The sequence below is a fragment of the Histidinibacterium lentulum genome (genome assembly GCF_003789055.1).
Taxonomy (GTDB): domain Bacteria; phylum Pseudomonadota; class Alphaproteobacteria; order Rhodobacterales; family Rhodobacteraceae; genus Oceanicola; species Oceanicola lentulus.
This window is the reverse complement of record NZ_ML119082.1, coordinates 582,132-605,129: the sequence shown is the minus strand read 5'-3', so window position 1 is coordinate 605,129 and position 22,998 is coordinate 582,132. Positions and strand designations below refer to the sequence as shown.

15 protein-coding genes, 2 rRNA genes and 1 pseudogene are annotated in these 22,998 nt (G+C 69.0%); 14 read left to right on the top strand and 4 right to left on the bottom strand.

From position 1 onward, the window contains the following. Positions 1-1,560 (top strand): 23S ribosomal RNA (locus EAT49_RS05840); the annotation flags it as partial. 106 nt (positions 1,561-1,666) lie between these two features. After that, a 5S ribosomal RNA gene (gene rrf / locus EAT49_RS05835) occupies positions 1,667-1,781 on the top strand. Positions 1,782-2,039: 258 nt separating this feature from the next. Here rrf and EAT49_RS05830 read toward each other — a convergent pair. After that, positions 2,040-2,224, bottom strand: a pseudogene (locus tag EAT49_RS05830) (transposase domain-containing protein); the annotation flags it as partial. 148 nt (positions 2,225-2,372) lie between these two features. On the opposite strand from EAT49_RS05830, the gene EAT49_RS05825 reads away from it, so the two are divergent. From EAT49_RS05825 to EAT49_RS05815, 3 genes are all read left to right on the top strand, one after another. Continuing rightward, the gene (locus EAT49_RS05825; protein WP_123641341.1) at positions 2,373-7,178 is read left to right on the top strand and encodes a VWA domain-containing protein; all 4,806 of its coding nucleotides are present in this window, start codon (positions 2,373-2,375) and stop codon (positions 7,176-7,178) included. Between the two features lie 200 nt (positions 7,179-7,378). Then, positions 7,379-7,852 (top strand): (2Fe-2S)-binding protein, encoded by a 474-nt coding sequence (locus EAT49_RS05820; protein ID WP_221181436.1) that lies wholly within the window; start codon positions 7,379-7,381, stop codon positions 7,850-7,852. Next, a complete protein-coding gene (locus EAT49_RS05815) occupies positions 7,849-9,945 on the top strand; it encodes a molybdopterin cofactor-binding domain-containing protein (RefSeq protein WP_123641340.1) in 2,097 nt (698 codons plus the stop codon). Before EAT49_RS05820 ends, EAT49_RS05815 begins: the two co-directional genes overlap by 4 nt. A 43-nt stretch (positions 9,946-9,988) precedes the next feature. On the opposite strand, the gene EAT49_RS05810 is transcribed toward EAT49_RS05815, so the two are convergent. From EAT49_RS05810 to EAT49_RS05800, 3 genes are all read right to left on the bottom strand, one after another. Further along, positions 9,989-10,681, bottom strand: coding sequence for a helix-turn-helix domain-containing protein (locus tag EAT49_RS05810; protein WP_185020669.1), 693 nt, complete (start codon positions 10,679-10,681; stop codon positions 9,989-9,991). Positions 10,682-10,827: 146 nt separating this feature from the next. Further along, positions 10,828-11,463, bottom strand: a complete 636-nt coding sequence (gene maiA / locus EAT49_RS05805) for a maleylacetoacetate isomerase (protein ID WP_123641338.1) — start codon at positions 11,461-11,463, stop codon at positions 10,828-10,830. A 54-nt stretch (positions 11,464-11,517) separates the two neighbouring features. After that, positions 11,518-13,269 (bottom strand): CocE/NonD family hydrolase, encoded by a 1,752-nt coding sequence (locus tag EAT49_RS05800; protein WP_221181435.1) that lies wholly within the window; start codon positions 13,267-13,269, stop codon positions 11,518-11,520. Between the two features lie 289 nt (positions 13,270-13,558). Here EAT49_RS05800 and dctP point away from each other — a divergent pair, with 289 nt between their 5' ends. From dctP to EAT49_RS05755, 9 genes are all read left to right on the top strand, one after another. Next, a complete protein-coding gene (dctP, locus tag EAT49_RS05795; RefSeq protein WP_185020668.1) occupies positions 13,559-14,716 on the top strand; it encodes a TRAP transporter substrate-binding protein DctP in 1,158 nt (385 codons plus the stop codon). A 129-nt stretch (positions 14,717-14,845) separates the two neighbouring features. Continuing rightward, complete coding sequence (locus EAT49_RS05790) at positions 14,846-15,406, top strand: TRAP transporter small permease (protein WP_123641336.1); 561 nt, start codon at positions 14,846-14,848, stop codon at positions 15,404-15,406. Then, the gene (locus tag EAT49_RS05785) at positions 15,406-16,710 is read left to right on the top strand and encodes a TRAP transporter large permease (protein WP_123641335.1); all 1,305 of its coding nucleotides are present in this window, start codon (positions 15,406-15,408) and stop codon (positions 16,708-16,710) included. Before EAT49_RS05790 ends, EAT49_RS05785 begins: the two co-directional genes overlap by 1 nt. Before the next feature lie 42 nt (positions 16,711-16,752). After that, on the top strand, positions 16,753-17,370 hold the full coding sequence (locus EAT49_RS05780; protein WP_123641334.1) for an SRPBCC family protein: 618 nt from the start codon (positions 16,753-16,755) through the stop codon (positions 17,368-17,370). Between the two features lie 20 nt (positions 17,371-17,390). Continuing rightward, positions 17,391-18,260 carry an FAD binding domain-containing protein gene (locus EAT49_RS05775; protein WP_123641333.1) on the top strand — a complete coding sequence of 290 codons (870 nt, stop codon included), beginning with the start codon at positions 17,391-17,393 and terminating at the stop codon, positions 18,258-18,260. Next, positions 18,257-18,748 (top strand): (2Fe-2S)-binding protein, encoded by a 492-nt coding sequence (locus EAT49_RS05770; RefSeq protein WP_123641332.1) that lies wholly within the window; start codon positions 18,257-18,259, stop codon positions 18,746-18,748. The genes EAT49_RS05775 and EAT49_RS05770 overlap by 4 nt, the downstream gene beginning before the upstream one ends. Continuing rightward, entirely contained in the window at positions 18,748-21,087 is a 2,340-nt protein-coding gene (locus tag EAT49_RS05765) for a xanthine dehydrogenase family protein molybdopterin-binding subunit (protein ID WP_123641331.1), read from the top strand. The genes EAT49_RS05770 and EAT49_RS05765 overlap by 1 nt, the downstream gene beginning before the upstream one ends. A gap of 12 nt (positions 21,088-21,099) precedes the next feature. Next, a complete protein-coding gene (locus tag EAT49_RS05760; protein ID WP_123641330.1) occupies positions 21,100-21,879 on the top strand; it encodes an alpha/beta fold hydrolase in 780 nt (259 codons plus the stop codon). Next, on the top strand, positions 21,872-22,996 hold the full coding sequence (locus EAT49_RS05755) for an oxidoreductase (protein WP_123641329.1): 1,125 nt from the start codon (positions 21,872-21,874) through the stop codon (positions 22,994-22,996). The genes EAT49_RS05760 and EAT49_RS05755 overlap by 8 nt, the downstream gene beginning before the upstream one ends. Positions 22,997-22,998: the final 2 nt, after the last annotated feature.

Genomic DNA, 22,998 nt, shown 5'->3' with positions numbered 1-22,998 from the left:
TGGAGGAGAGAGGCTTTCTGTGAAGCCGGCCTGTGAGGGATCCGGTGGAGAGATCACTAGCGAGAATGATGACATGAGTAGCGACAAACAGGGTGAGAGACCCTGTCGCCGAAAGTCCAAGGGTTCCTGCTTAAAGCTAATCTGAGCAGGGTAAGCCGGCCCCTAAGGCGAGGCCGAAAGGCGTAGTCGATGGGAACCAGGTTAATATTCCTGGGCCAGGAGGATGTGACGGATTGTGGCGGCGTGCGTCCCTTATCGGATTGGGGCGTATCCAAGACAGTTCCTGGAAATAGCCCTCCATCAGACCGTACCCCAAACCGACACAGGTGGACTGGTAGAGAATACCAAGGCGCTTGAGAGAACGATGTTGAAGGAACTCGGCAAAATACCTCCGTAAGTTCGCGAGAAGGAGGCCCGGTCCAAGAGGGCCGGGGGCACAAACCAGGGGGTGGCGACTGTTTACTAAAAACACAGGGCTCTGCGAAGTCGCAAGACGACGTATAGGGTCTGACGCCTGCCCGGTGCCGGAAGGTTAAAAGGAGAGGTGCAAGCCTTGAATTGAAGCCCCGGTAAACGGCGGCCGTAACTATAACGGTCCTAAGGTAGCGAAATTCCTTGTCGGGTAAGTTCCGACCTGCACGAATGGCGTAACGACTTCCCCGCTGTCTCCAACATCGACTCAGCGAAATTGAATTGCCTGTCAAGATGCAGGCTTCCCGCGGTTAGACGGAAAGACCCCATGAACCTTTACTATAGCTTCGCACTGGCATCAGGCCAGGCATGTGCAGGATAGGTGGTAGACTTCGAAGCCGGGACGCCAGTCCTGGTGGAGTCTCCCTTGAGATACCACCCTTGCCTTGCTTGATGTCTAACCGCGGCCCGTTATCCGGGTCCGGGACCCTGCGTGGTGGGTAGTTTGACTGGGGCGGTCGCCTCCTAAAGTGTAACGGAGGCGCGCGAAGGTTGGCTCAGACCGGTCGGAAATCGGTCGTTGAGTGCAATGGCAGAAGCCAGCCTGACTGCGAGACTGACACGTCGAGCAGAGTCGAAAGACGGCCATAGTGATCCGGTGGTCCCGAGTGGAAGGGCCATCGCTCAACGGATAAAAGGTACTCTGGGGATAACAGGCTGATGGTGCCCAAGAGTCCATATCGACGGCACCGTTTGGCACCTCGATGTCGGCTCATCTCATCCTGGGGCTGGAGCAGGTCCCAAGGGTACGGCTGTTCGCCGTTTAAAGAGGTACGTGAGCTGGGTTTAGAACGTCGTGAGACAGTTCGGTCCCTATCTGCCGTGGGTGTAGGATACTTGAGAGGAGTTGCCCCTAGTACGAGAGGACCGGGGTGAACGATCCACTGGTGGACCTGTTGTGGCGCCAGCCGCAGTGCAGGGTAGCTATGATCGGACAGGATAACCGCTGAAGGCATCTAAGCGGGAAGCCCCCCTCGAAACAAGGTATCCCTTGAGGGCCGTGCGAGACCAGCACGTCGATAGGCCGGAGATGTAAGCGCAGCAATGCGTTCAGTTGACCGGTACTAATGGCCCGATTGGCTTGATCTGATCCGGAAGTGGCGAGGAAAACCCTCACCAGGACCAGAAGTCATGCACGATACGCGACTTGGAAAGATTGTCCGGCGGCCCACCCGCCGACCTGTTTCTTCCCCGATCTGGTGGTCATAGCACGAGCAAAACACCTGGTCCCATTCCGAACCCAGCCGTTAAGTGCCGTCGCGCTGATGGTACTGCGTCTCAAGACGTGGGAGAGTAAGTCACCGCCAGATCTGGAAAGAAACACGAGAAACCTCTCCGAACGATGCAATGGACGCGATCCGCCGCGCAAGACCGCCGCGACACGCACCAGCCCGAGCCGACCTTCCGCGATCGCCCCACAGACGGAGCACAAGCGGACCCGACACGGGAACAACCGCTCCCCCGCCCAGGACCCCCACGGACCCCGCGCACCGCGCAGGCGCAAGCCGCACCTGCGCCTCGACCCCTCGAACGCCGCCAGAACAGCAAGCAACCGGCCTGCGCCGCAGTCAGGCGGCTTGGCGATGCTGTGAGCCTTTCCAGTTCCACGGCAGCAGAGCCGACACCTGAAACGCGGTCATGTCGGGCAGCCGTCCGAGACCATCGGCCAGCCTTGCCTAGGATCGATGTCGTTCCTCTTTGCGGTGACGATCAGGGAAGACATGAAGGCGGCGCGGTCGCCGCCGCGCTCGGAGACGTCCTGCGGCAGGACCGGCGGGCTTTGGCGCAGCGGGCTGCCATCCGCCGCCGCAAAGCGCTCCGCGCCTCACCCAAATGGGTGAGGCGGCCGCGGCGCGCCCGTGTCTCACTCCGCCTTGCCGGATTCGACCGAAAGGCCCGTCATGTTCCGCCGTCTCGCGCTTGCCGCCGCCCTCAGCCTCAGCGCCACCGGCGTCATGGCGCAGGACCAGCAGAACCTGATGATCGTCCTCGACGGCTCCGGCTCCATGTGGGGCAGGATCGAGGGAGAGACGAAGATCGAGCTCGCCCGCCGCAGCCTCTCGCACGTCCTGTCCGAGGCCACGCCGGACATGCAGATCGGCCTGCTCGCCTATGGTCACCGGGCGCGGGGCGAATGCACCGATATCGAGACCGTCGTGCCCATGGGCCCTGCCATGCAGACCGTGCCCGAGATCATCGGCGCCGCGCAGGGGCTGAACCCGCGCGGGATGACGCCCATCACCGATGCCGTCACCGCCGCGGCCGAGGCCATGCGCTACACCGAGCGATCGGCGACCATCGTGCTCGTGACCGACGGGATCGAGACCTGCGGCGGCGATCCCTGCGCGCTGGGGCGGACACTCACGGCGCAGGGCGTCGATTTCCGCGCCCATGTGGTGGGTTTCGATCTCGACGACGACGAACAGCGTCAGGTGTCCTGTCTTGCCGATGCCACGGGCGGCCAGTTCCTTGCCGCCGACAACGCGGAGACCCTCGCCGCGGCCCTCGCCACCACCCTCTCGGCGGCGCCGGAGCCCCTGCCGGACCCGCCCCCGCCGGTCGTCAGCGCCGCGCGAGAGGTGGAGCTTGTCCTTCGCGACGTGGCGGGCGGCGAGGTGCTGACCGGGCGGCCATTCGCGCTGATGGAATTCTCTCCACTCGGGGAGAGCGCCGCGCCGGTGGTCCCCCGGCTCGGCCTGAACCCGGGTCCGATCACCGGAACCGTGCTGCTTGCCCCAGGCGACTATCAGCTCGTCGCCAGGCGCGCGACCAATGCCGGCCACCCGATCCCGATTTCCCTGCCGGTCACGATCCCCGAAGGTGCCGGGCCCTACAGGCTCGAGCTGATCCTTGCGGCACGTTTGCGGATCGACGCGCGCATGGCCCGAGGCCGGCCGATGCCCGAGGGATCGGGCCGCCTGCCGACGATGCAGGGACAGGGCTGGGCCGACTTCGCGATCCATCCCGTGATCAACGGCGCCATCGACCCCGCCGTCGATCATGCCGCCTCGGTGAATGCCCAGGACGTGCCGCTGCCGCCCGGGGACTACTTTGTCCGCGGCACGCTCAGCGGCACGCTCACCCGCGAGATGCTCGTGCATGTCGCGCCGGGGCAGACCACCACCATCGCGTTCGACTTCCGGGCCGCGCCCGTGACCTTCGACCTCCGCGACGTGCAGAACGTTCCCATGGACCGCCGGACGGTGCGGATCTTCGACGTGGACAATGACCGGGCCTTCGTCTCGGGCTTCACGCGCGACGCGGACGGGCTCCTGCCGGTCTATCTGCCGCCGGGGCTCTGGCGCGCCACGTTCGACACCCAGCCTTCGAGCGAGATCACCTTCGTCGTGGACGAGGAGGGCGTGCCGATGACCCTCCGCGTCGGTCCCGATGATCGTCCCGATCCGCTGCTCGCGGACGGCTGGACACCCAACTGCGCCGCCATCCACTCCTCCCATGGCTGCGTGGCCGAGGACATCAGGCCCGGCGATGTCGTGTCCCATGTGGGCCACGGCGCCGACACGGCGCTCCTCCCTCGGTTCACCGGAACGTGGCAGACCCACGGCGGCATGATGCTTCTGGTGCAGGAGGGCCGTCGAGTCTGGGGCGAGATCCACGTCAACGGCGGCGTCGGCACGGTCTGGGGCCATGTCGGCCCGGACGGGCTGACGCTCCGCGGAGCGATGGACCGCTCGTCGGAGCCGCGCGGCGTCATGGAGGTACGGCTCTCCGCCGACGGCAGCCGCCTCGCCGGGGTGTGGGACCACAACATCGCGCGGCTCGGCTCGACCGTCACCGCCCGCCGCCTGTCGGGAGCCGTGCCGCCCCTGACGGTGGCCACGGGCACCGACACCGATCTGCGGGTCCAGATGCACGGCGGGACCTGGGCCGCTGCCGACAGCCCCGAATTCGCGGCCTTCATGGCGCCCGCCCTTGTCCCCGCCGCGCCCGATACCGGCGAGGACATCGACGCGATGCAGGCCGCCGCCCCGCCGGTCGGGTTCACCGGTGTCTGGGCCTCCAACCATCAGGTGCTGACGCTGGTTCAGGACGGCCGCCTCGTCCACGGAAGGCGCGACCGTGGTCCCTTGATCGGAGAGGTCTCCGCCGATGGCCGGACGCTGCGCGGCGTCTGGGACAACGGCGGGCAGTGGGGCCTCTTCGAGTTCCGCCTCGATGCCGAGCGCATGGCCTTCGAGGGCGGATGGGGCATGGCGGGCGACACGGATCTGCGCGGCGGCGCCTGGACCGGCGCGCGACGCGGCTTTCTCGCCGAGGTTCCCGAGGTGCCGCTTCATCCCGCGCTCTCGGATGCAGGGCTCGCGGACTGGTTCGATACGGTGCGCGGCCCGGACCTGGTGCAGACCCTTCCGCCTGCCGATCCGCCCCGGCCTGCGGCGCCGCTCCTCGTGCCCGCAGGGCTTGCAGGCTACGTCCCGGTCATCCGCTACGACTACACCCATGCCGATGGCCGCCCCGCCGCCAGCGCCGTCTTCGCCGAGCCGGAACCGGGCCCGCCCTTCGGCGCCATCTTCAGGGGCTACGTCTGGCTTCACGAAGGCTGGTGCGGCCCGGGCTGCGGAGCGGAGATCCTGCCCGTGGGCGGCGCGACCGACGCAGAGGTGCAGAACGCCCCCAAACGGCTGGACAGCGGCGGCGTCTTCCCGGCGCTGGAGCTCTCCGCCGAGGGCATCCTTGCCTTCGAGGGCGACGACGACAGCTGGCCCGACGTGGCCCTGCGCGTGCATGTGCTGGCCGAGCCCTTCGACCCCTCCGCACCGCCCGGCCCCGGCGATGCCAATGTACTGCGCAGCTTCGGCCCTTTCCCCAGGGTAGCGGTCGCGCCGTCGATGGCGGGCTGGCCGGAGAGCACTGTCGCCGCGCCCGTTCCGGCCGCCGGGACCGATCCGGCCCCCGTCATCGGCAGCATCGACGTGATGCCGGCCCGCGGAATATACGCCCCCCTCGAGCGCCGCCCCGGCGAGTCGGTGGACGCAGCCTTCTCCCGCCTCTTCGACGGATTCGAGGACCTGGGCCTGGCGCAGGCCTGCACCTCCTCCCCCGTGGTCCTGCACGAGGACGGGCTGATCGCCGAGCGCCAGCTCGACACCGCCTCGGCCCAGGCGGGCGGCCCCGCCTTCCGCACCATGACCTACCGGCGCTGCGCGCAGTCGGGGCCTCTGGCCTTCTGCGACGTGATGCAGCGCCCGCTCGATCCCGCCCCCGCCCCCGCCGATTTCTCCGCCCGCGCCGAGGTGATCGTCGGCCCTCACGGCAGCTTCGGCCTGCATGACGTGGAGACGGGGCAGATGACGATGTATCGCGACTGCCTCGGCAGCCGCGGCTTCATCGACGAGACCCGCCGCCTTCCCGACGGACGGCTGCTGGTCGACGAGATCTTCCTGCGGGAGGACCGCGTCCGGGCGCAGGCTGCGCCGACCGTCCAGCCGGCGGGCGCGGCGCTCGATTTCGCCGCCCTGGAAGGCGTCTATGCCCGGCCCGGCGACATGGGCCGTACCTGCCGGGACCATCCCGCCTATCTCCACGCCGACGGCGAGATGGTCGTCTGGGGCCCGGACGGGCAGGGCGGCCATCCCGCCGCGCGGTTCGCCTGCCGCCAGGACGGCACCTGCGACGTCCTCGCCCAGGCGGGCGACCCGTCCGAGGTGCCGGCCGACCTGCGCCTCACGACACGCGGCGCGGGGCTGCAACTCTGCGGCGACGGCGTGTGCGACGTCACGTTGAAGCGCTGCGAGCCGCACCTGACGGAGGCCGAGATCTCCGACATGGCCCGTCGCGACGGCGCCGACCTTGCGCCCGCCTCCTCCCGCGCCGGACCGGACTACGCGGCGCTGTCGGGGCTCTGGACACCGATGGGGAGCGATCCGCCGGCCCTCGCCTGCCGCGCCCAGGCCTTCGTCCTCCATCCTGACGGAACGGCGGTCGTCTGGCAGGACGAGGGCGCGGGACCGCGGCACCGCATGACGCTCGACTGCGACGCGGACGGCGCCTGCACCGTCACCGGTCCGGGCGGCGCGCAGCCGGGGCCCGATCTTGCGCTCCGCGTGACGGCCTCCGGACGTCCCGCCCTCTGCGAGAACGGCGTCTGCGACCTCGAACTGAGAAGCTGCGCCGATGCGGCGGTGCCGCAAGACCTTCTGGCGACCCTCTCGGCAATTCCGGGCCGGACCGCGCCGACAGCCCCGGCCACCGCTTCCCCCGCCGGAGCGGGCGCGAGCTACCTGCCTCCCGGTCTCTGGACGGCCGAATTCGATGTCGCGTCCGATCCGATGCCGCCCCCGGGCACGCCCGCCTTCGCCGAGCGATGCTACGACGACCTCAGCGCGACCTTTCCGGACGGGCTGACCATCGGCTTCGTCTACAACGAGACCGACGCCGGCCCCGAGTTCAGCGCCTCCTGGTCCGAGATCTGCACCCCCTCCGGCGATCCGGACTGGCCCCATGAGTGCCGCTTCTCGGACGAGGCCGCGGGATATGACGAGGTCGCCTTCGTGAGCGTCACAGGCTCGGCCCCGGGCCGCATCGAGACCCTGTCCCGCACGGCCGATCCCGCCAGCGTCCAGCGCATCGTCTTTCATGCCTGCGCCTCCGGGATCGACCTGGATGGCGACCCCCGCGGGCAGGCCTTTCGGCGCGCACTTCAGGAGGCAGCCGCCGGCCGCGATCTCGACGTGCTCTTGCGCTAGCCCGGCCGGCCCGCGGGGCGTCGGCCAGGCAGGCCGCCATGGCGCGTCCGCCCGCGCCGAAACGGGCAGTTCGCCCCTCGCGCGACCTTTTCAAGCCAAGTGACTTCGTCCTATCAAGCACTTGGGAGATCCGGCCGGCCTCTCGGCACGGCACGGATGGAGCCTGGTCCAAGGGGGTGGCTCCGGGGGAGACGAGCGGAATGAGCATGGATGATCCAAGACCTTACGACCTGACCGTCGACGGCCGCGCCGTCCGCGTCACCGCCCGGCCCGACACGCCGGTCCTGTCCGTCCTGCGCGACGATCTGGGCCTTCTGGGCACCCGCACCGGCTGCCTTCAGGGCCGCTGCGGCTCCTGCACGGTCCATCTCGACGGCAAGGCGGTGCAGACCTGCAGCTTGCCGCTCTGGTCCGTGGAGGGCCGCCGCATCGACACGGTCGAAGGCCCGTCGCCCACGCTCGCCCGGGTGCGCGAGGCCTTCCTCGAGGAACAGGCCGCACAATGCGGCTACTGTGTCAACGGCATCATGATGACCGTCAGCGCCCTGCTGGACGAGGGCGTCCGCGACCGCTCCGAGATGCTCGAGACACTGGACGAACGTCACCTGTGCCGCTGCGGCGCGCATCCCCGGATGCTCCGCGCCATCGACCGCCTGCTGGAGGGCGCGGCATGACCGAGCTTCCCTCCAACCTGAAATCGAACCCCCGCCTCGACCGATGGATCGACGTGGCGCCGGACGGCACCATCACCATCCGCAGCGGGAAGGTGGAGCTGGGGCAGGGGATTGGCGCCGCCATGCTGCTGATCGCCGCCTCCGAACTGCGCGTCGATCCCGCCGCCCTGACCCTGGCGCCCGCCGATACCGCACGGGCGCCCGCCGAGGGCTTTACCGCGGGCAGCCTCTCGGTCGAGCATGGCGGCGCCGCGATGCGCCTTGCCGTCGCCATGGCCCGCGCGCTCTTCATGCAGGCCGCCGAGGCCGCCCTCGGCGCGCCGGTGGAGCTCGAGAACGGCCTCTTCAGCGTCCCTGGCACCAACCGCTCCGTCGGATACGGCGATCTGGCCGCCGAGGTCGATCTCTCCGTCTCCGCCCTCGATCAGCCGATCCCGGTGCTCTTCGGCGAAGGCGACGGCGCGCCGGGCTTCCGCCGCCCCGACCTGCCCGCGAAACTGAGCGGCGCCGCCTTCATCCAGGACCTGCGCCTGCCCGGGATGCTGTTCGGCCGCGTCCTGCGCCCCGAAGCGCCGTGGCTCCGGCTCGACGGGTTCGACGAGGCGGCGGTCGCGGCTCTCCCGGGCGTCGTGCGCGTGGTGCGCGACGGCGCCTTCGCCGGCGTGGTGGCAGAGCGCGACGACGACGCCCGCGCCGCCATCGAAAAAGCGCGGCGCAGCGCGCGCTGGTCCCGCATCGGCACCCTGCCGACCTGCGACGAGGCCCAGACCTGGCTCGACGCTCCCGCCGAGGAGGCCGAGACCCTGCTCGAGGACGCCGGCGAGCCCGCCGAGACCGTCACGCGACTTTCCTCCAGCTATGCCCGCGGCTTTCTCGTCCATGCCGCCATGGGGCCCTCCTGTGCCGTCGCCCACTGGACGGACGGGCGGCTCGACCTGCACACCCATTCCCAGGGCATTCACCCCCTGCGCAAGCAGCTCGCCACCGCCCTCCGGATCGCCGAGGACGCCATAAACGCCGTCCATGTGCCCGGCGCCGGCTGCTACGGTCACAATGCCGCCGACGACGTGGCGCTCGACGCCGCCCTCCTCGCCCGCGCGGTGGACCGGCCGGTGATGGTGCTCTGGTCCCGTGAGGACGAGATGAGCTGGTCCCCCCATGGTGCCGCGATGCGCGTCGATCTTGCGGCGGGTCTCTCCGCCGAAGGCCGCATCACGCACTGGGACTGTCGGATCGCCAGCACGCCCCATGTCGCCCGGCCGGGGAGCGGAAACGGTCTTGACCTTCTCGCCGCGCGCGATCTCGAGACGCCGCATCCCCCCTCGACGCAGAGCAATTTCAAGGTCCCCGACCGCGGCGCAGACCGGAACTCGGTGCCGATCTACGCCCTGCCGCAACGCCGGGTGAGGCTGAACCAACGGCCCCAGGGACCGCTGCGCAGCTCCGCTCTGCGCGCGCTCGGCGCCCATGCCAATGTCTTCGCCGTCGAGAGCTTCATGGACGAGCTTGCCGCCGCCGCGGGTGCCGATCCGCTCGCCTTCCGCCTCGCCCATTGCGAGGACCCCCGCGCCGCTGCCGTCCTGAAGGCCGCCGCAAGCGCGGGCGGCTGGGACCCGGACGAGCCGGGCGGAGAGGGCATTGGCCGCGGTCTCGGCGTGGCGCGCTACAAGAACAGCGGCGCCTATTACGCCGCCATGGTCCGCGTCGAGATCGAGGAGAGCGTCCGCGTCGTCAGCATTCACGGCGCCGTCGACGCGGGGCGCGTCGTGCACCGTGACGGGCTCATCAACCAGGTGGAGGGCGGCGCCGTTCAGGCCGTCAGCTGGACCCTGATGGAAGAGGCCCGCTGGACGGACGAGGGTTTCGCAGTCCGTGCATGGGAGGATTATCCGGTGCTCGGCTTCCGCGACATGCCCGAGATCGTGACCGAGGTCCTGCGCTCCGATGCGCCCCCCCTTGGCGCAGGAGAATGTTCCGCCGGTCCCGTCGCGGGCGCCATCGGCAACGCGGTCGCCCATGCCCTGGGCGTGCGCGCGCGCCGCATGCCGATCACGCGCGAGCGCGTGATGGCGGCCATGGACGCGGCTCTCTAGGAAAACAGGTCCCTTCTCCCGCGGGAGGAGGCCGCGGCGCCCCTCAGTCCTTCGCCGATCCGGGGGGCAGGGGCGCCTGGTGGTCGATGTCGCCCGAGACATCCTGCTGCGTGATCTGCCGGATCAGGCGCTGGCCGTTCTCCGCATCCGTCCCCTCGGGCGGCAGCCAGACCATGAGCATCTGCGCCTGCTCTTCCCCGGCGGAGCGGAAGGCATGGGCCATCTGGCTGTCGAAATAGGCGCTGTCCCCCGGCGAGAGGCGGATCGGCTCGTAATGCTCCGTATGTATTTCCAGCTCGCCCTTCAGCACATAGACGAATTCCTCGCCCATGTGCCGCACCAGCTTCTCGCCGGGACCCGCCGCCGAGGACCGGACATTGTCGAGGAAGGGCGACATCCGCTTGTTGCGCAGATCGGTGCAGAGCGGCCCCATGTCGTAGGTCTGCGTCGTGGTGAAGGCCACCTCGTCGGCCCGGGTCACCGCGATCCGCGCCGTGGTCGGCGGCGGGCTGCTCTCCGTGTCGCCGATCATCCGCGACAGCGACACGCCGAAGGCTTCGGACAGTTTCAGCAGGTTGGCGAAGGTCGGGGAGACCTTGTTGTTCTCGATCTTCGACAAGGTGGAGGCCGAGATCCCCGACCTCTGGGCGATGGTCGCAAGCGTCAGGTCGCCGTCCTGCCGCAACTGGCGAAGCCGGGCGCCGATGGAGATTTTCGGATCGTCCTGATCTTTCATCCTTGCAGCGGCTCTCATCTGACGGCACTTCACCCGTAATTCACACTCGTCCGATCCGCCCCGGGGCGGATCGGCTGGCTCATTGATGTATTTCGCAACGGCATGCTTGTCGAGCAAAGCCGTTGCGGATCCGCACTTGGCCCGGTCTAGGCGGACAGTTTCCTGCGCTCGAACGGATGCGACCGCGCGAAGGCGTCGATCTGCTGCAGCCTTTCTCCCAGCTCATGCAGGTGCGGCCAGGCCGTCGTGTCCACTCCGTAATAGCCGCAGGACACGAGATGCCCGGCGATGGCGATATCGGCGACGCAGGGCGCGTCGCCCATGGCATAGGCGGTGCTGCGCCCGGCGATGCGCGCCTCCATCGTCGTGTTGGTCAGCGCGAGGAAATGGGCGCAGAACGCCTCGACCGCCGCCTCGTCCGCGCCGAACTGCTGCGTCAGGCGGCTGCGCACGCGCGGGACCACCAGCGGATGCGAATCCGCGATGGTGTCGAGCGCGAGTCCCACCGCCGCGGCCCGCTCGAACGGGTCCGCCGGAAACAGCGGCACCTGCGGATACAGCGCATCCAGCGCCTCGAGGATCGGCAGCGACTGGGTCAGAACCCGGCCGTCGATGTCCAGCGCGGGCACCGCGTGACCCGGGTTCACCGCGCCGAACGACTCCTCGTGCTGCTGGCCCTTGAGCAGGTTGATATCGACCTCCTCGTAGTCGATCCCCTTGAGATTGAGGGCGATCCGGACGCGATAGGTGGCGATCGACCGCCAGAATCCGTAAAGGCGCATGTCGTCTCTCTCTTCGGTTGGGGAGCGGGCGCGCCGGCGCCCGCTCCGGGTATCTCAGGAAGGTATCACAGGAAGCAGCAGATAGGACGGCCGATCCGGCCCGGTATGGAGCGTGACCTTCCCGCCGAAGATGTCCACCGGGCGGTCGCGCGATTCGGTATGGGTGAACGGCCCGCAGCCATGCCAGGCCGTGCCCAGCGTCTCGAGCCCGCCCGAGGTGCCGCCCGGCCAGACGTAATCGCGTCCCCGCACCGACAGCGCCACGCGATAGCCCGCCGGGGCGACGATGCAGGTCGGCCAGACCTCCACATCCACCTCGTAGACCTCGCCGGGGGTCATCGGCTGGACCTCGTCATGGGTATGATAGGGCCGGTAGGGCTCGCTCAGCACCGGGTCGAGCTTGCGGTGCGACACCCGGAGCCAGCCCTGCGCGATCGGCGTGTTCGGGTCGAGCGCGCCGGCAAAGACCACTTCGCGGAAGTCGGGGGTGAAGACCCGGACGACAAGGAACAGGTCCGCGTCCTCGGTCGCCGATTCGACGAAGAGCTTGGCCGCGATGGGCCCCGTGATCTCCGTCGGGGCGGGCAGGGCGGGCGTGGTGAAGGTCACCCCGTCGCCGAACCCGTCATAGGTCACGCTCGCGGCCTCGGCGGGCGGCTCGCGCCGCAGGGTCAGGTCGCCCGCGTCGAGATAGTGCTTCTGCCAGTCGGTGCGGGCCAGGGGCCATTCGCTCTCGGCGCGCTCGACGAAGACCTCGCCAGGGTGGCGCACCTGCAGGAGAACCTTCGGCTGATCGGCCCAGCCGGTGTCCTCGCCCTTCAGGAAATGGCCGAAGAACTTCTTCTGCAGCGCCACGCCGTAGTCGGTGTAGAACTCCGTCCAGTGCTCGCGCCCGTGCACCTCGAGCCACTTCTCCTCGGCGGCCGCGCGGACGAAGCCCTCGAAATTGCCCCGCGGATGCAGGCCCTGACCGCCCCAGTTGCAGGCGGAGAAGACGGGCACCTCGACCTTGGTCCAGTCGGGCATCCGGCTCTGCCAGTAGTCCGAGGTGTCGAGCGGGTTCGCCATGACATCGGCGTAGAAGTCCCGCCGATTCGCGCCCAGCTGCTCCTCCGTCAGGGTCGGCGGACCGGAGACCCAGTCGCCGGTGTAGCGGCTGCGGAACCCGTTCGCGCCCTTGCCGTGCTGCACCGAATAGACCTGGTTGCGCGACCAGTTGTCGGAAAAGCCGTTGCACAGGATGCCGCCGTGATAGGCCATGTCGCGGTAGAAATCCGCGGCGCCCTCCCAGGTGCAGATCGCGGTCAGGTGCTTCGGCTGGAGCGAGGCGGTCTTCCAGGCGTTCATCGCGTAGTAGGAGATGCCGTTGATCCCGACCTTGCCGTTCGACCAGGGCTGCACGCCAGCCCAGTCGATGCACTGCTTGAAATCTTCCGCCTCGCGGAGCGACCAGATGTCGAGAAGGCCGGGCGAGCGGCCCGCGCCCCGGCTGTCCACGCGGATGCAGACATAGCCGTCCGGAACCCACTTCTCGGGATCGACCACTTCCCAGTTCTGGTACTTGTTGGTCGAGCCTGCGGGCACGTCGGGATGCAGCTCGCACATCAGGCGCCACTGCTGGGTATAGAGATCCTCGAAATGCAGGCCCTTGCCGTAGGGCCCGTAGGTGATGAGCACCGGGTATTGTCCGTCGGCCACCGGGCGGAAGACGTCGCAGCGGAGCACGACTCCGTCCTCCATCTCGATAGGCACGTCCCAGTCGATCTTCATGCCGTCCCGGATGACGGTCGTTTCGGGATATTCCATCGGTCCTCCTCCTCCTCGACGCACCCGGCGCGGCGAAGCCGCCGGCCTGTTCCCGCGCGGGTCTCTCCCTTGACTGAGCCGAACGGAGCCTCGCCGCGGGGTCGACCGGGCCAGATTTTCGAATAAGCAACAGCCTTGCGCATCTGAGCAAGCTCTTGCCCAATTGCAAGCATTTTTCGATTGTGTTAGGAATCGGCCGTTCGCAGCATCAGCTTGCGCAAAGATAGGATCGTCGCAACTCGAAATGCTCGACCAGAACGGTGCTGGTGAACTCTGGGAGGAGAAAACCATGAGACTGACCCCAAGGGCGGTATCCGCCGCCTTCATCGCCGGTGCGCTCGCCCTGGCGGCTGCGCCCGTCACGGCGCAAAGCCTCGCCGAGCAGTGGCTCGACGGGGAGCTCGACTATGTCGGCCCCGAAATCACCTATGACGGCCCGCCCGTCACGGTGACGATCGCCCACTTCCTGAGCCCGAACACGCCGCTGACCTCGATCCTCGAGCGCGGGATCGAGCGGATGGAGGCCGAGACCGACGGCAAGCTGACGGCGCGGGTGTTCTACAACAACTCGCTGCACGACGCCCAGCGCGGCGGCTTCGAGGGTGTTGCGGCCGGCATCTCCGACCTGTCGACCTGCTACAGCTGGATCAATCCGGGCGGGTTCAACCTTCAGCTCGGTCTCCAGCTTCCCGGCCTCGTGAACCGCGCGACGCCGATGTCCCACGCGATCATGCAGCTTTACGGCGAGTATTTCCGCGAGGATTACGAGGCGCAGGGCGTGCTCTTCGCCCGCTCGACCACGACCCAGGCGCAGCACCTCCTGACCCGCGACGAGCCGATCACCTCGCTCGCCGATCTTCAGGGCATGCGGATGCTCGCCTCGGGCGCCATCGCCACCAGCACCGCCGACGCGCTCGGCGCCGTGCCCGTGCCGCTGACGGTCGCGGAATACTACTCGGGCTTCCAGCAGGGCGTCGTCGATGTCATGGCGCTCCATGACGCGGGGCTGAAGCTGTTCCGGATGGACGAGATCGCCAGGGCCCGGACGCTCGCCTATCTCTGGGCGAACCCGATCGAGTACTGCATGAACGCGGACTTCTTCTACGGTCTGCCCGACGACCTGCAGGACTACTTCCACCTCTGGCTGATGCGCGTGAACCACGCCGAGGCCGAGATCTACTTCGACGGCGTGGCCGCCGAAGGCGTCGCGGCTCTTGCCTCCATCGGTGTCGAGGAAACGGTGATGGCACCCGAGGACTTCGCCGCGCTGCAGGAGGCGATCGCCCCGGTGACCGAGGAGTGGATCGCGGCGCAGGAGGCCGAAGGCCGCCCGGCGCGCCAGTTCGTGGAGGATCTGAGGGCCAAGATCGCGGAGCTGGAACAGCTCAGCAACGACGAGCTCTGGATGCTCACCTGGGAGCAGCCCTACCCGGGCCTCGTCGACTGACGTGACGGGACGGGCGGACCGGCACCGGCGCCGGTCCGCCCGTCGCGCCCGCGTCTTCCCATCCGTCCCCGACCGTCCACCGGGCCCGCGCGCACGCGCCGCAGGGCCCCGGCCTTCAGGAAACACCCGATGTCCTCCATTGACGAGTTCTCCGTGAGCCGGCCGCCGCCCGGCGACCCCTCGACGGACGAACGCCCCGCCCTGATCCGCTACTACGACTCCTTCACCAGGGGTCTCTTCACGGTGTCGATGCTCGTGATGCTGATGGGCATGACGCTCGTGATCGGCCTCGACGTGATCCTGCGGATGGGAATGGGACAGCCGATCCGCGGCGCCCACGACATCGTCGGCCTGTCCCTCCTGCTGCTGTTCCTCCTCGGCCTGCCGCATTCGTGGCGCGGCGGTCACCATGTGCGGATGGACATGATCTACCGCGTCCTGCCGCGCCCCGCGGGCCGGCTCGTGGACGTCTTCGCAGGGCTCGCGGCCTTCGTCTTCGCCGCGATGCTCGCCTACCAGGCCTTCAAGTACGTTCCGACGCTGATCGCCCGGAACGCGGGGTCGATGCTGCTGAGCATCCCCTACTGGCCATTCGCCATCGCGATCGGCGTCTCCGCGATCCTCTTCGGAATCGCGGTGCTGATGGACCTCTACATGGCCCTTACCGGCCGCAAGGATCGGGTCGCCTGATGGATCCCTTCACGCTCGGAATCATCGGCCTCGCGGTCGTCGTCCTGCTGATCGCCCTGGGGGTGCCGCTGGCCTTCTCCATCGGCGCCGTGGCCATCGTCGGCAACATCCTGTTCTTCGACGTCACCCGCGCGGGCATCCAGCTCTACAACGCGCTCTTCACGAAGGGCACGGACTACATCCTCGCCTCGGTGCCGCTCTTCGTCTTCATGGGGCAACTCGTCTCGGTGGGAAACATCGGCCGGGACCTCTACGACGTCGTCTACAAGTGGTTCGGCCGGGTCCCCGGCGGGATCGCCGTGACCTCCGTCGTCACCTCCGCGGGTTTCGGCGCGGTCACCGGCGTCAGCGCGGCCTCGGTGGCCACCGTCGCCACCCTCAGCCTGCCCGAGATGAAGCGCTACAACTACAACATGCGCCTTGCCTCGGGCACCATCGCCTCGGCCAGTACCCTCGCGATCCTCGTGCCGCCGAGCCTCCTGATGATTCTCTACGGCCTGTGGACGGAAAGCTCGATCGGCCAGCTCTTCCTCGCCGGGATCGTGCCCGCGGCCGTGATGTCGGTAATGTTCTGCGTCTACATCGTGGTGCGCTGCATGCTCCGCCCCGAAGACGGCCCCCTCGGGCCCCGCTTTCCCTGGGCCGAGAGGATCAGGGCGCTGCCGAAGCTGCTGCCGATCGTCATCATCTTCGGCATCGTCATGGGCGGGATCTACTCGGGCTTCTTCACCCCGTCGGAGGCCGCGGGCGCGGGCTGCTTCGCGGTGCTGCTGCTGCTTCTCCTGATGCGGCGCCTGACCTGGGCCGGTCTCGTGGAGGCCGCCGTCGCCACGGGCCGGATCACGATGATGATCTTCGCGATCTTCATCACGGTGAACCTGTTCACGAGTTTTCTCGTGCTGACGGACGTGACGCCGCGCTTCGTCAACGTGATCGCGGAGTCGGGGCTCAGCCCCTACATGATCATGCTGGGCATCGTCGTGATGTTCCTCGTGATGGGGATGATCCTCGATCCCATCGGCATGCTGCTTCTGGCGCTGCCCTTCGTCTTCCCGCTGATGATGCGGCTCGGCTTCGATCCGATCTGGTTCGGCGTCGTCTGCGTCATCCTCGTGGAGATCGCGCTGGTGACACCGCCCGTGGGCTTCAACTGCTTCATCCTGAAACAGGTGGCCGGCGACATGGTGGAGCTGAAGGACGTGTTCATGGGCACCTTGCCTTTCGTCATCATGTCGCTTCTGCTGGTGGCCTTGCTTGTAGCCTTCCCCGGCATCGCGCTATGGCTGCCGTCCCTGTTCTTCTGACCTGAAAAGACACCCGCCCCGACCGGGGCGGAGGAGAGACCGATGCAACTTGAGAATACCTTCCTCGTTCCGGCCCCCCCGGAAAAGGCCTGGCCGCTGCTGCTCGACGTGGAGCGGATCGCGCCCTGCCTGCCCGGGGCCGAACTGACCGAGATCGTGGACCCGGAGACATTCAAGGGCCGTGCGAAGGTCAAGGTCGGTCCGGTGGCGCTCGCCTTCGACGGCACGGCGCGGCTCCGCGACGTGGATCACGAGGCGCGGACCGCGCGGCTCGAGGCGAAGGGCGCCGACACCAAGGGCCGCGGCGGCGCCGAGGCCGAGGCGCGCTTTTCCCTCGTGCCCGAGGGGGAGGGGACCCGCGTCACCGTCGTGACAGACCTCGTGATGAGCGGCGGCGTGGCCCAGTACGGCCGCGCCAGCGGCCTGATGCAGGAGATCGCGAACCAGCTTGTGGGCCAGTTCGCCGACAACCTTGCCCAGGAACTGGCCGGCGACACCCCGGCGCCCGCTCCCGACGCGGCGACTGGAACGGCGGCCCCCGAAAAGGCCCCGCGCCCGCCGAAGAAGAAGGACAATTCCGTCTCCGGCATCTCGCTGCTGATGGCCAGCCTCGGCGCGATGATCCGGCGCTGGCTGGGCGGCGGCAAGGGCCGCGGCTGACCCGAAAGGAAGCACGACAGATGAAGGCCGCGCCATTCCACTACCACGATCCCGGCACGCTCGACGAGGCGCTGGGCCTTCTGGCCACGCTCGAGGACGCCAAGCTCCTCGCCGGGGGCCAGTCGATGATGCCCATGATGAACATGCGCTTCCTGCAACCGGACCATGTCATCGACATCAACCGCACAGAGGGCCTCGCGGGCATCCGCGAGGACCGCGCGGCGGGCCTTCTGCGGATCGGCGCCATGACCCGGCAGAAGGCGATCATGGCCTCGGACCTTGTCGCCGCCGCCTGCCCGATGGCGGCGCGCGCCCTGGCCCATGTCGGCCATTTCCAGACCCGCAGCCGCGGCACCGTGGGCGGCAGTCTCTGCCATCTCGACCCCGCGGCAGAGCTGCCGCTGGTGATGCTGCTCCACGATGCCGTCCTGACGATCCGCAGCAGCGAGGGCAGCCGCGAGCAGGCCATGGCCGACTGGGCGCTTGCCTACATGCTCCCCTCCATCGCGCCGGAGGAACTGCTGGTCGAGGTCGCCCTGCCGCTCTCGCCCGGCTGGTCCGGCGCCGGCTTCGTCGAGTTCACCCGCCGTCACGGCGATTTCGCCATCGCCTCGGCCGGATGCCTGCTGGAGCTCGACGGCTCCGGCACGATCCGCCGCGCGGCGGTGGGGCTCGGCGGCGTCGGACAGGTCCCGATGCGCGTGCCCGAGGCCGAGGCGGCGCTCGTGGGCGAAAAGCCCGGCGAGGCGGCCTTCGCCGCCGCCGCGGCGGCCACAACCGGGGTCGAGGCCCTTTCGGATTCCTATTTCAGCGCCGGCTACCGGCAGCGCCTCGCGGGCGTCCTCGTCCGCCGTGCGCTGGCAGAGGCCGCCGCGGAGGCGACGCAATGAACGGCACGCGCAGCATCACCCTCACCGTGAACGGCAAGACCGTCACCGCCGAGGCTCCCGTCCGGATGCACCTCGGCGACTTTCTCCGCAGCGAGCTCGGGCTCACCGGGACGCACCTCGGCTGCGAGCACGGCGTCTGCGGCGCCTGCACGCTCGTCGTGAATGGCGAGGCCGTACGCTCCTGCCTCATGCTCGCCGTGCAGGCCGACGGCGCCACCGTCGAGACCGTCGAGGGCCTGAGCCCGCCCGAAGGCCCGATGCACCCGCTGCAGGACGCCTTCGCCGAGGCGCACGGCCTGCAATGCGGCTACTGCACGCCGGGGATGCTCATGTCGCTGAAGGCCTATCTCGCGGAACACCCGGACGCCGATGAAACCGAGCTGCGGGAGGCGCTCTCGGGCAACATCTGCCGCTGCACGGGCTACCAGCCGATCCTCGCCGCGGCGATGGCGGCGGCCAGGAAGATGCGCCAGGGGGAGACTGTCTGATGGGCGTTCGTCATATCGGAGCCGATGTCCGCCGCCTCGAGGACCCGCGCCTCCTGACGGGGAGGGGCCGCTACACCGACGACATCCGCCGCCCGGGAATGCTTCAGGCCGCCTTCGTGCGCAGCGCCCATGCCCATGCCGCGATCCGCGGCATCGACCTGTCCGCCGCCCGCGCCCTGCCGGGCGTCCATGCCGCCTGGGCGCTCGCCGATCTCGGCAGCCCCCTCGCCGACGGACCCATGGCGCAGATGGCGCCGTCGCCGCTCATCAAGCAGGATCGCGTGCAGCATGTCCTCGCGAAGGACGAGGTCTGCTATGTCGGCGAGCCCGTCGCCGTGGTGATCGCCGAAAGCCGCCACATAGCCGAGGATGCCGCGGCCCTTGTGGCGGTCGATTACGACACGATCCCCGCCGTGGTCGACTGCCGCGCGGCGATGGAGCCCGGCGCTCCGGTCGCCCACCGCGACGCCGAAGGCAATCTCGCCGCAAAACTCGCCGTGGGCTTCGGCGACGTGGAGGCCGCCTTCACGGACGCGCCCCATGTCTTCACCGTCGACCTGATGCAGCACCGCGGCGGCGCGCATCCGATGGAGGGCCGGGCCGTGCTGGCGGAGCACGACCCGGAGACCGGAAAGCTGACGGTCCACAGCGCCACGCAAAGTCCCTACCTCGTGAAGCGGCTGCTGGCGCGGCTCCTGAAGATCGACGAGCAGGACCTCCGCGTCGTGGCCCCCGACGTGGGCGGCGGCTTCGGCCCCAAGGCGGTCTTCTACCCCGAGGAGGCGGTTCTCGCCGTCGCGGCGATGAAGCTGGGCCGCCCCGTCAAATGGGCCGAGGACCGGCGCGAGCATTTCGTCGCCACCGCCAACCAGCGCGACCAGCACTGGCGCCTCGAGGTGGCCTGCGAGGCCGACGGCCGGATGCGCGGCATCCGCGGCCATGTCACCCACGACAACGGCGCCTACCTGCCCTACGGCCTGATCCTCGCGGCCACGGCGCTCGCGCCCTTTCCCGGCGCCTATGCCCTGCCGTCGCTCTCGCTCACCCTCGACGTGGTCTATACCAACACCACGCCGACCACGCCCGTGCGCGGCGCGGGCCGGCCCAACGCGATCTTCGCGGTGGAGCGGACGATCGACTGCATCGCCCGCAACCTCGGCCTCGATCCCGCCGAGGTGCGGCGGCGCAACTACATCCGGCCCGAGCAGTTCCCTTATGTCACCGGCATGAAGGCCCGCGACGGCAGCCCCGTCGCCTATGACAGCGGCGATTACGAGCACTGCCTCGACACCGCGCTGGAAATGGCCGACAGCGCGGGCTTCGCAGCCCGCCAGGCCGAGGCCCGCAGCCGGGGCCGTTACCTCGGCCTCGGCGTCGCCAGCTTCATCGAGGACACGGGCCTCGGGCCCTTCGAGGGCGTCCATGTCCGCGTCACCGCCCAGGGCGGAGTCCACGTCACCACGGGCGCGGCGAGCCAGGGGCAGGGCCATGCCACCACTCTGGCGCAGATCGTGGCCGAAAAGCTCGGCGTCGAGCTGGGCAAGGTCAAGGTCACCTCCGCCGACACCGACAGCTTCGGTTACGGCATCGCCACTATCGCCAGCCGCACCGCGGTCACCGCCGGCAGCTCCGCCCATCTCGCCGCGACCGAGGTCCACGACAAGGCCGTCCGCTATGCCGCCGCGCTCTTCGAGGTGGAACCGGACCGGATCGTGCTCGAGGACGGCATGGTCAAGGTCGCGGGCACGAACCAGTCCATCCTGATCGGCGAGGTGGCCCTCGCCCTTGCGGGCACCATCGCCCAGCCGATCCCCGCGGGCCTGTCTCCGGGGCTCGAGGCCACGGGCTATTTCGAGGCCAGGGCCACGCCCCATTCCAGCGGAAGCAACGTCGCCGAGGTCGAGGTCGATATCGAAACCGGCGCCGTGCACCTTCTGAACTACATCGTGGTCCACGACTGCGGGCGCGTCATCAACCCGAAGATCGTGGACGGCCAGATCACCGGCGGCGTCGTGCACGGCATCGGCAACGCGCTCTTCGAGGAAATGGTCTACGACGCGGCGGGCCAGCCCGTCTCCACCAACCTCGGCGAATACCTCCTGCCCACCGCGACGGAGATCCCGCCGATCCGCATCGGCCATGTCGAAACGCCCTCGCCGCTCAATCCCCTCGGGATCAAGGGCGCGGGCGAAAGCGGCACGATCCCCGCCATCGCTGCCATAGTCGCCGCCGTCGAGAACGCGCTTCAGCCCTTCGGCGTCGTCGTCGACCGCTATCCGCTGAACCCCGAACGGGTCGTCGACATGATCGACGCCGCCCGCGCCGCCACACCTGCCTGAAAGGTTCCCCAGATGCCCACAGTCTCCGTCAACGGCAGCACCGTCGAATACCAGGACGCAGGCAGCGGCAAGCCGCTGGTCCTTCTGCACACCCTTCTGGCCGACCGCACCGTCTACGACCGCGTCACAGGTCCGCTCGCCGAGGGCCGCCGCGTGATCACGCCCAATTTCCCGGGCTACGGCGCCAGCACCGGCCCCATCGGCAGCGAGATCGCCGCCTACGGCGACTTCGTGGCGGGCTTTCTGGACGCCATGGACCTCGGGACCGTCGATCTTCTGGGCAACGGCTACGGCGGCTTCGTCGCCCAGGCGGTGGCGCTGGACCATGCGGCCCGCGTCGACCGGCTGATCCTCGTCGACACCGGCCCGGGCTTTCCCGAAGCGGGCAAGGTCCCGCTCCGGGGTCTTCAGGCCAAGGTGACCGCCGAGGGCATGTCCGCCGTCCTCGACGCCGCCATGCTCCGGATGTTCCCGCCCGCCTACATCGAGGCCGCGCCCGAGGTGATCGCCGAGCGCCGCGAGGCCCTGTCGAAGGCCGATCCCGCTCTCTTCGCCAATGCCTGCGGCGCGCTCGTGGCGCTCGATCACGGCCCCCGACTGGCGCAGATCGGCCATCCGACCCTCGTCATGGTCGGTCTCGAGGACCAGACCACGCCCCCCGACCTGTCCCGCGCCCTCGCCACCGGCATCCCCGGCGCGCGCCTGATCGAGCTTCCGGGCGTCGGCCACTGCCCGCAGGTCCAGGCCCCCGAGGCCTTCCTCGAGGGCGTGCTGGAATTCCTCGATGGCTGAGGCGGGCGTCGCCTCCGGGCCGCTCTTCCAGCCGGGCGAGATCGGCGGCCTGCCCCTGAAGAACCGCATCGTGCTCGCCCCCATGACGCGCATCAGCGCCGAGGAGGACGGGCGCGCCAATGCCGCCATGGCGGCGCATTACGCCCGCTACGCCCGCGGCGGCTTCGGCCTTCTGATCACCGAGGGCACCTACCCCGACACGCTCCATTCCCAGTGCTACCTGAACCAGCCGGGCCTCGCCACGCCGGACCAGGCCGCCTCCTGGACGCCCGTGGTCGAGGCGGTCCATGCCGAGGGCGTGCCAATCTTCGCCCAGCTCATGCATGGCGGCGCGGTAATGATGCACAACCGCTTCACGGACACCGCCCTGGCACCTTCGGCGGTGCAGCCCAAGGGCGAGATGCCCCCCCGCTATCACGGGCAGGGACCCTATCCCGTGCCCCGCGCCGCGAGCCCTGAGGACATCGCCGCCGTCATCGAGGGCTTCGCCACCGCCGCGCGCCATGCGGTGGAGGCGGGCTTCGACGGCGTCGAGATCCACGGCGCCAACGGCTATCTCATCGACAATTTCCTGACCGACTACACGAACCGGCGCACCGACGCCTATGGCGGCAGCACGGCCAATCGCGGGCGCCTCGCCGTGGAGGTCGCCGAGGCGATCCGCGCCGCCGTGCCGCAGGGCTTCCCCGTGGGCATCCGCATCTCGCAATCGAAGGTCAACGACTTCGATCACGTCTGGGAAGGCGGCGCCTCGGATGCCGAGACCATCTTCTCCGCCCTCGGCCGGACCGGCGTCAGCTACATCCATGTCAGCTCCCACCTCGGCTGCGGCCCGGTCTTCGGCACCGATCAGCCGCTCGCCGGCCTCGCCCGGCGGCACGCGGGCGTGCCCGTCATCGCCAACGGCAGGCTCGAGAACGTGGACACGGCCGAGGAGGTGCTCTCCCGCGGTCAGGCGGATTTCGTCTCCGTCGCCAAGGCGGCCCTCGCCGATCCCGACTGGCCCAACCGGATCGCCGCGGGCCTCAGACCCGTCGCCTTCGATCCCGGCGTGATCACGCCGCTCGCCACCTATGACTGCGAGGCCGCCTGGCGCGCCGCCCTCCCCGAAGACTGAGA

Excerpts from the sequence above, each read along its gene's own strand:
- EAT49_RS05825 (WP_123641341.1), top strand. The coding sequence starts at position 2,373 with ATGTTCCGCCGTCTCGCGCTTGCCGCCGCCCTCAGCCTCAGCGCCACC.
- EAT49_RS05820 (WP_221181436.1), top strand. The coding sequence starts at position 7,379 with ATGAGCATGGATGATCCAAGACCTTACGACCTGACCGTCGACGGCCGC.
- EAT49_RS05815 (WP_123641340.1), top strand. The coding sequence starts at position 7,849 with ATGACCGAGCTTCCCTCCAACCTGAAATCGAACCCCCGCCTCGACCGA.
- EAT49_RS05810 (WP_185020669.1), bottom strand. The coding sequence starts at position 10,681 with ATGAAAGATCAGGACGATCCGAAAATCTCCATCGGCGCCCGGCTTCGC.
- maiA (WP_123641338.1), bottom strand. The coding sequence starts at position 11,463 with ATGCGCCTTTACGGATTCTGGCGGTCGATCGCCACCTATCGCGTCCGG.
- EAT49_RS05800 (WP_221181435.1), bottom strand. The coding sequence starts at position 13,269 with ATGGAATATCCCGAAACGACCGTCATCCGGGACGGCATGAAGATCGAC.
- dctP (WP_185020668.1), top strand. The coding sequence starts at position 13,559 with ATGAGACTGACCCCAAGGGCGGTATCCGCCGCCTTCATCGCCGGTGCG.
- EAT49_RS05790 (WP_123641336.1), top strand. The coding sequence starts at position 14,846 with ATGTCCTCCATTGACGAGTTCTCCGTGAGCCGGCCGCCGCCCGGCGAC.
- EAT49_RS05785 (WP_123641335.1), top strand. The coding sequence starts at position 15,406 with ATGGATCCCTTCACGCTCGGAATCATCGGCCTCGCGGTCGTCGTCCTG.
- EAT49_RS05780 (WP_123641334.1), top strand. The coding sequence starts at position 16,753 with ATGCAACTTGAGAATACCTTCCTCGTTCCGGCCCCCCCGGAAAAGGCC.
- EAT49_RS05775 (WP_123641333.1), top strand. The coding sequence starts at position 17,391 with ATGAAGGCCGCGCCATTCCACTACCACGATCCCGGCACGCTCGACGAG.
- EAT49_RS05770 (WP_123641332.1), top strand. The coding sequence starts at position 18,257 with ATGAACGGCACGCGCAGCATCACCCTCACCGTGAACGGCAAGACCGTC.
- EAT49_RS05765 (WP_123641331.1), top strand. The coding sequence starts at position 18,748 with ATGGGCGTTCGTCATATCGGAGCCGATGTCCGCCGCCTCGAGGACCCG.
- EAT49_RS05760 (WP_123641330.1), top strand. The coding sequence starts at position 21,100 with ATGCCCACAGTCTCCGTCAACGGCAGCACCGTCGAATACCAGGACGCA.
- EAT49_RS05755 (WP_123641329.1), top strand. The coding sequence starts at position 21,872 with ATGGCTGAGGCGGGCGTCGCCTCCGGGCCGCTCTTCCAGCCGGGCGAG.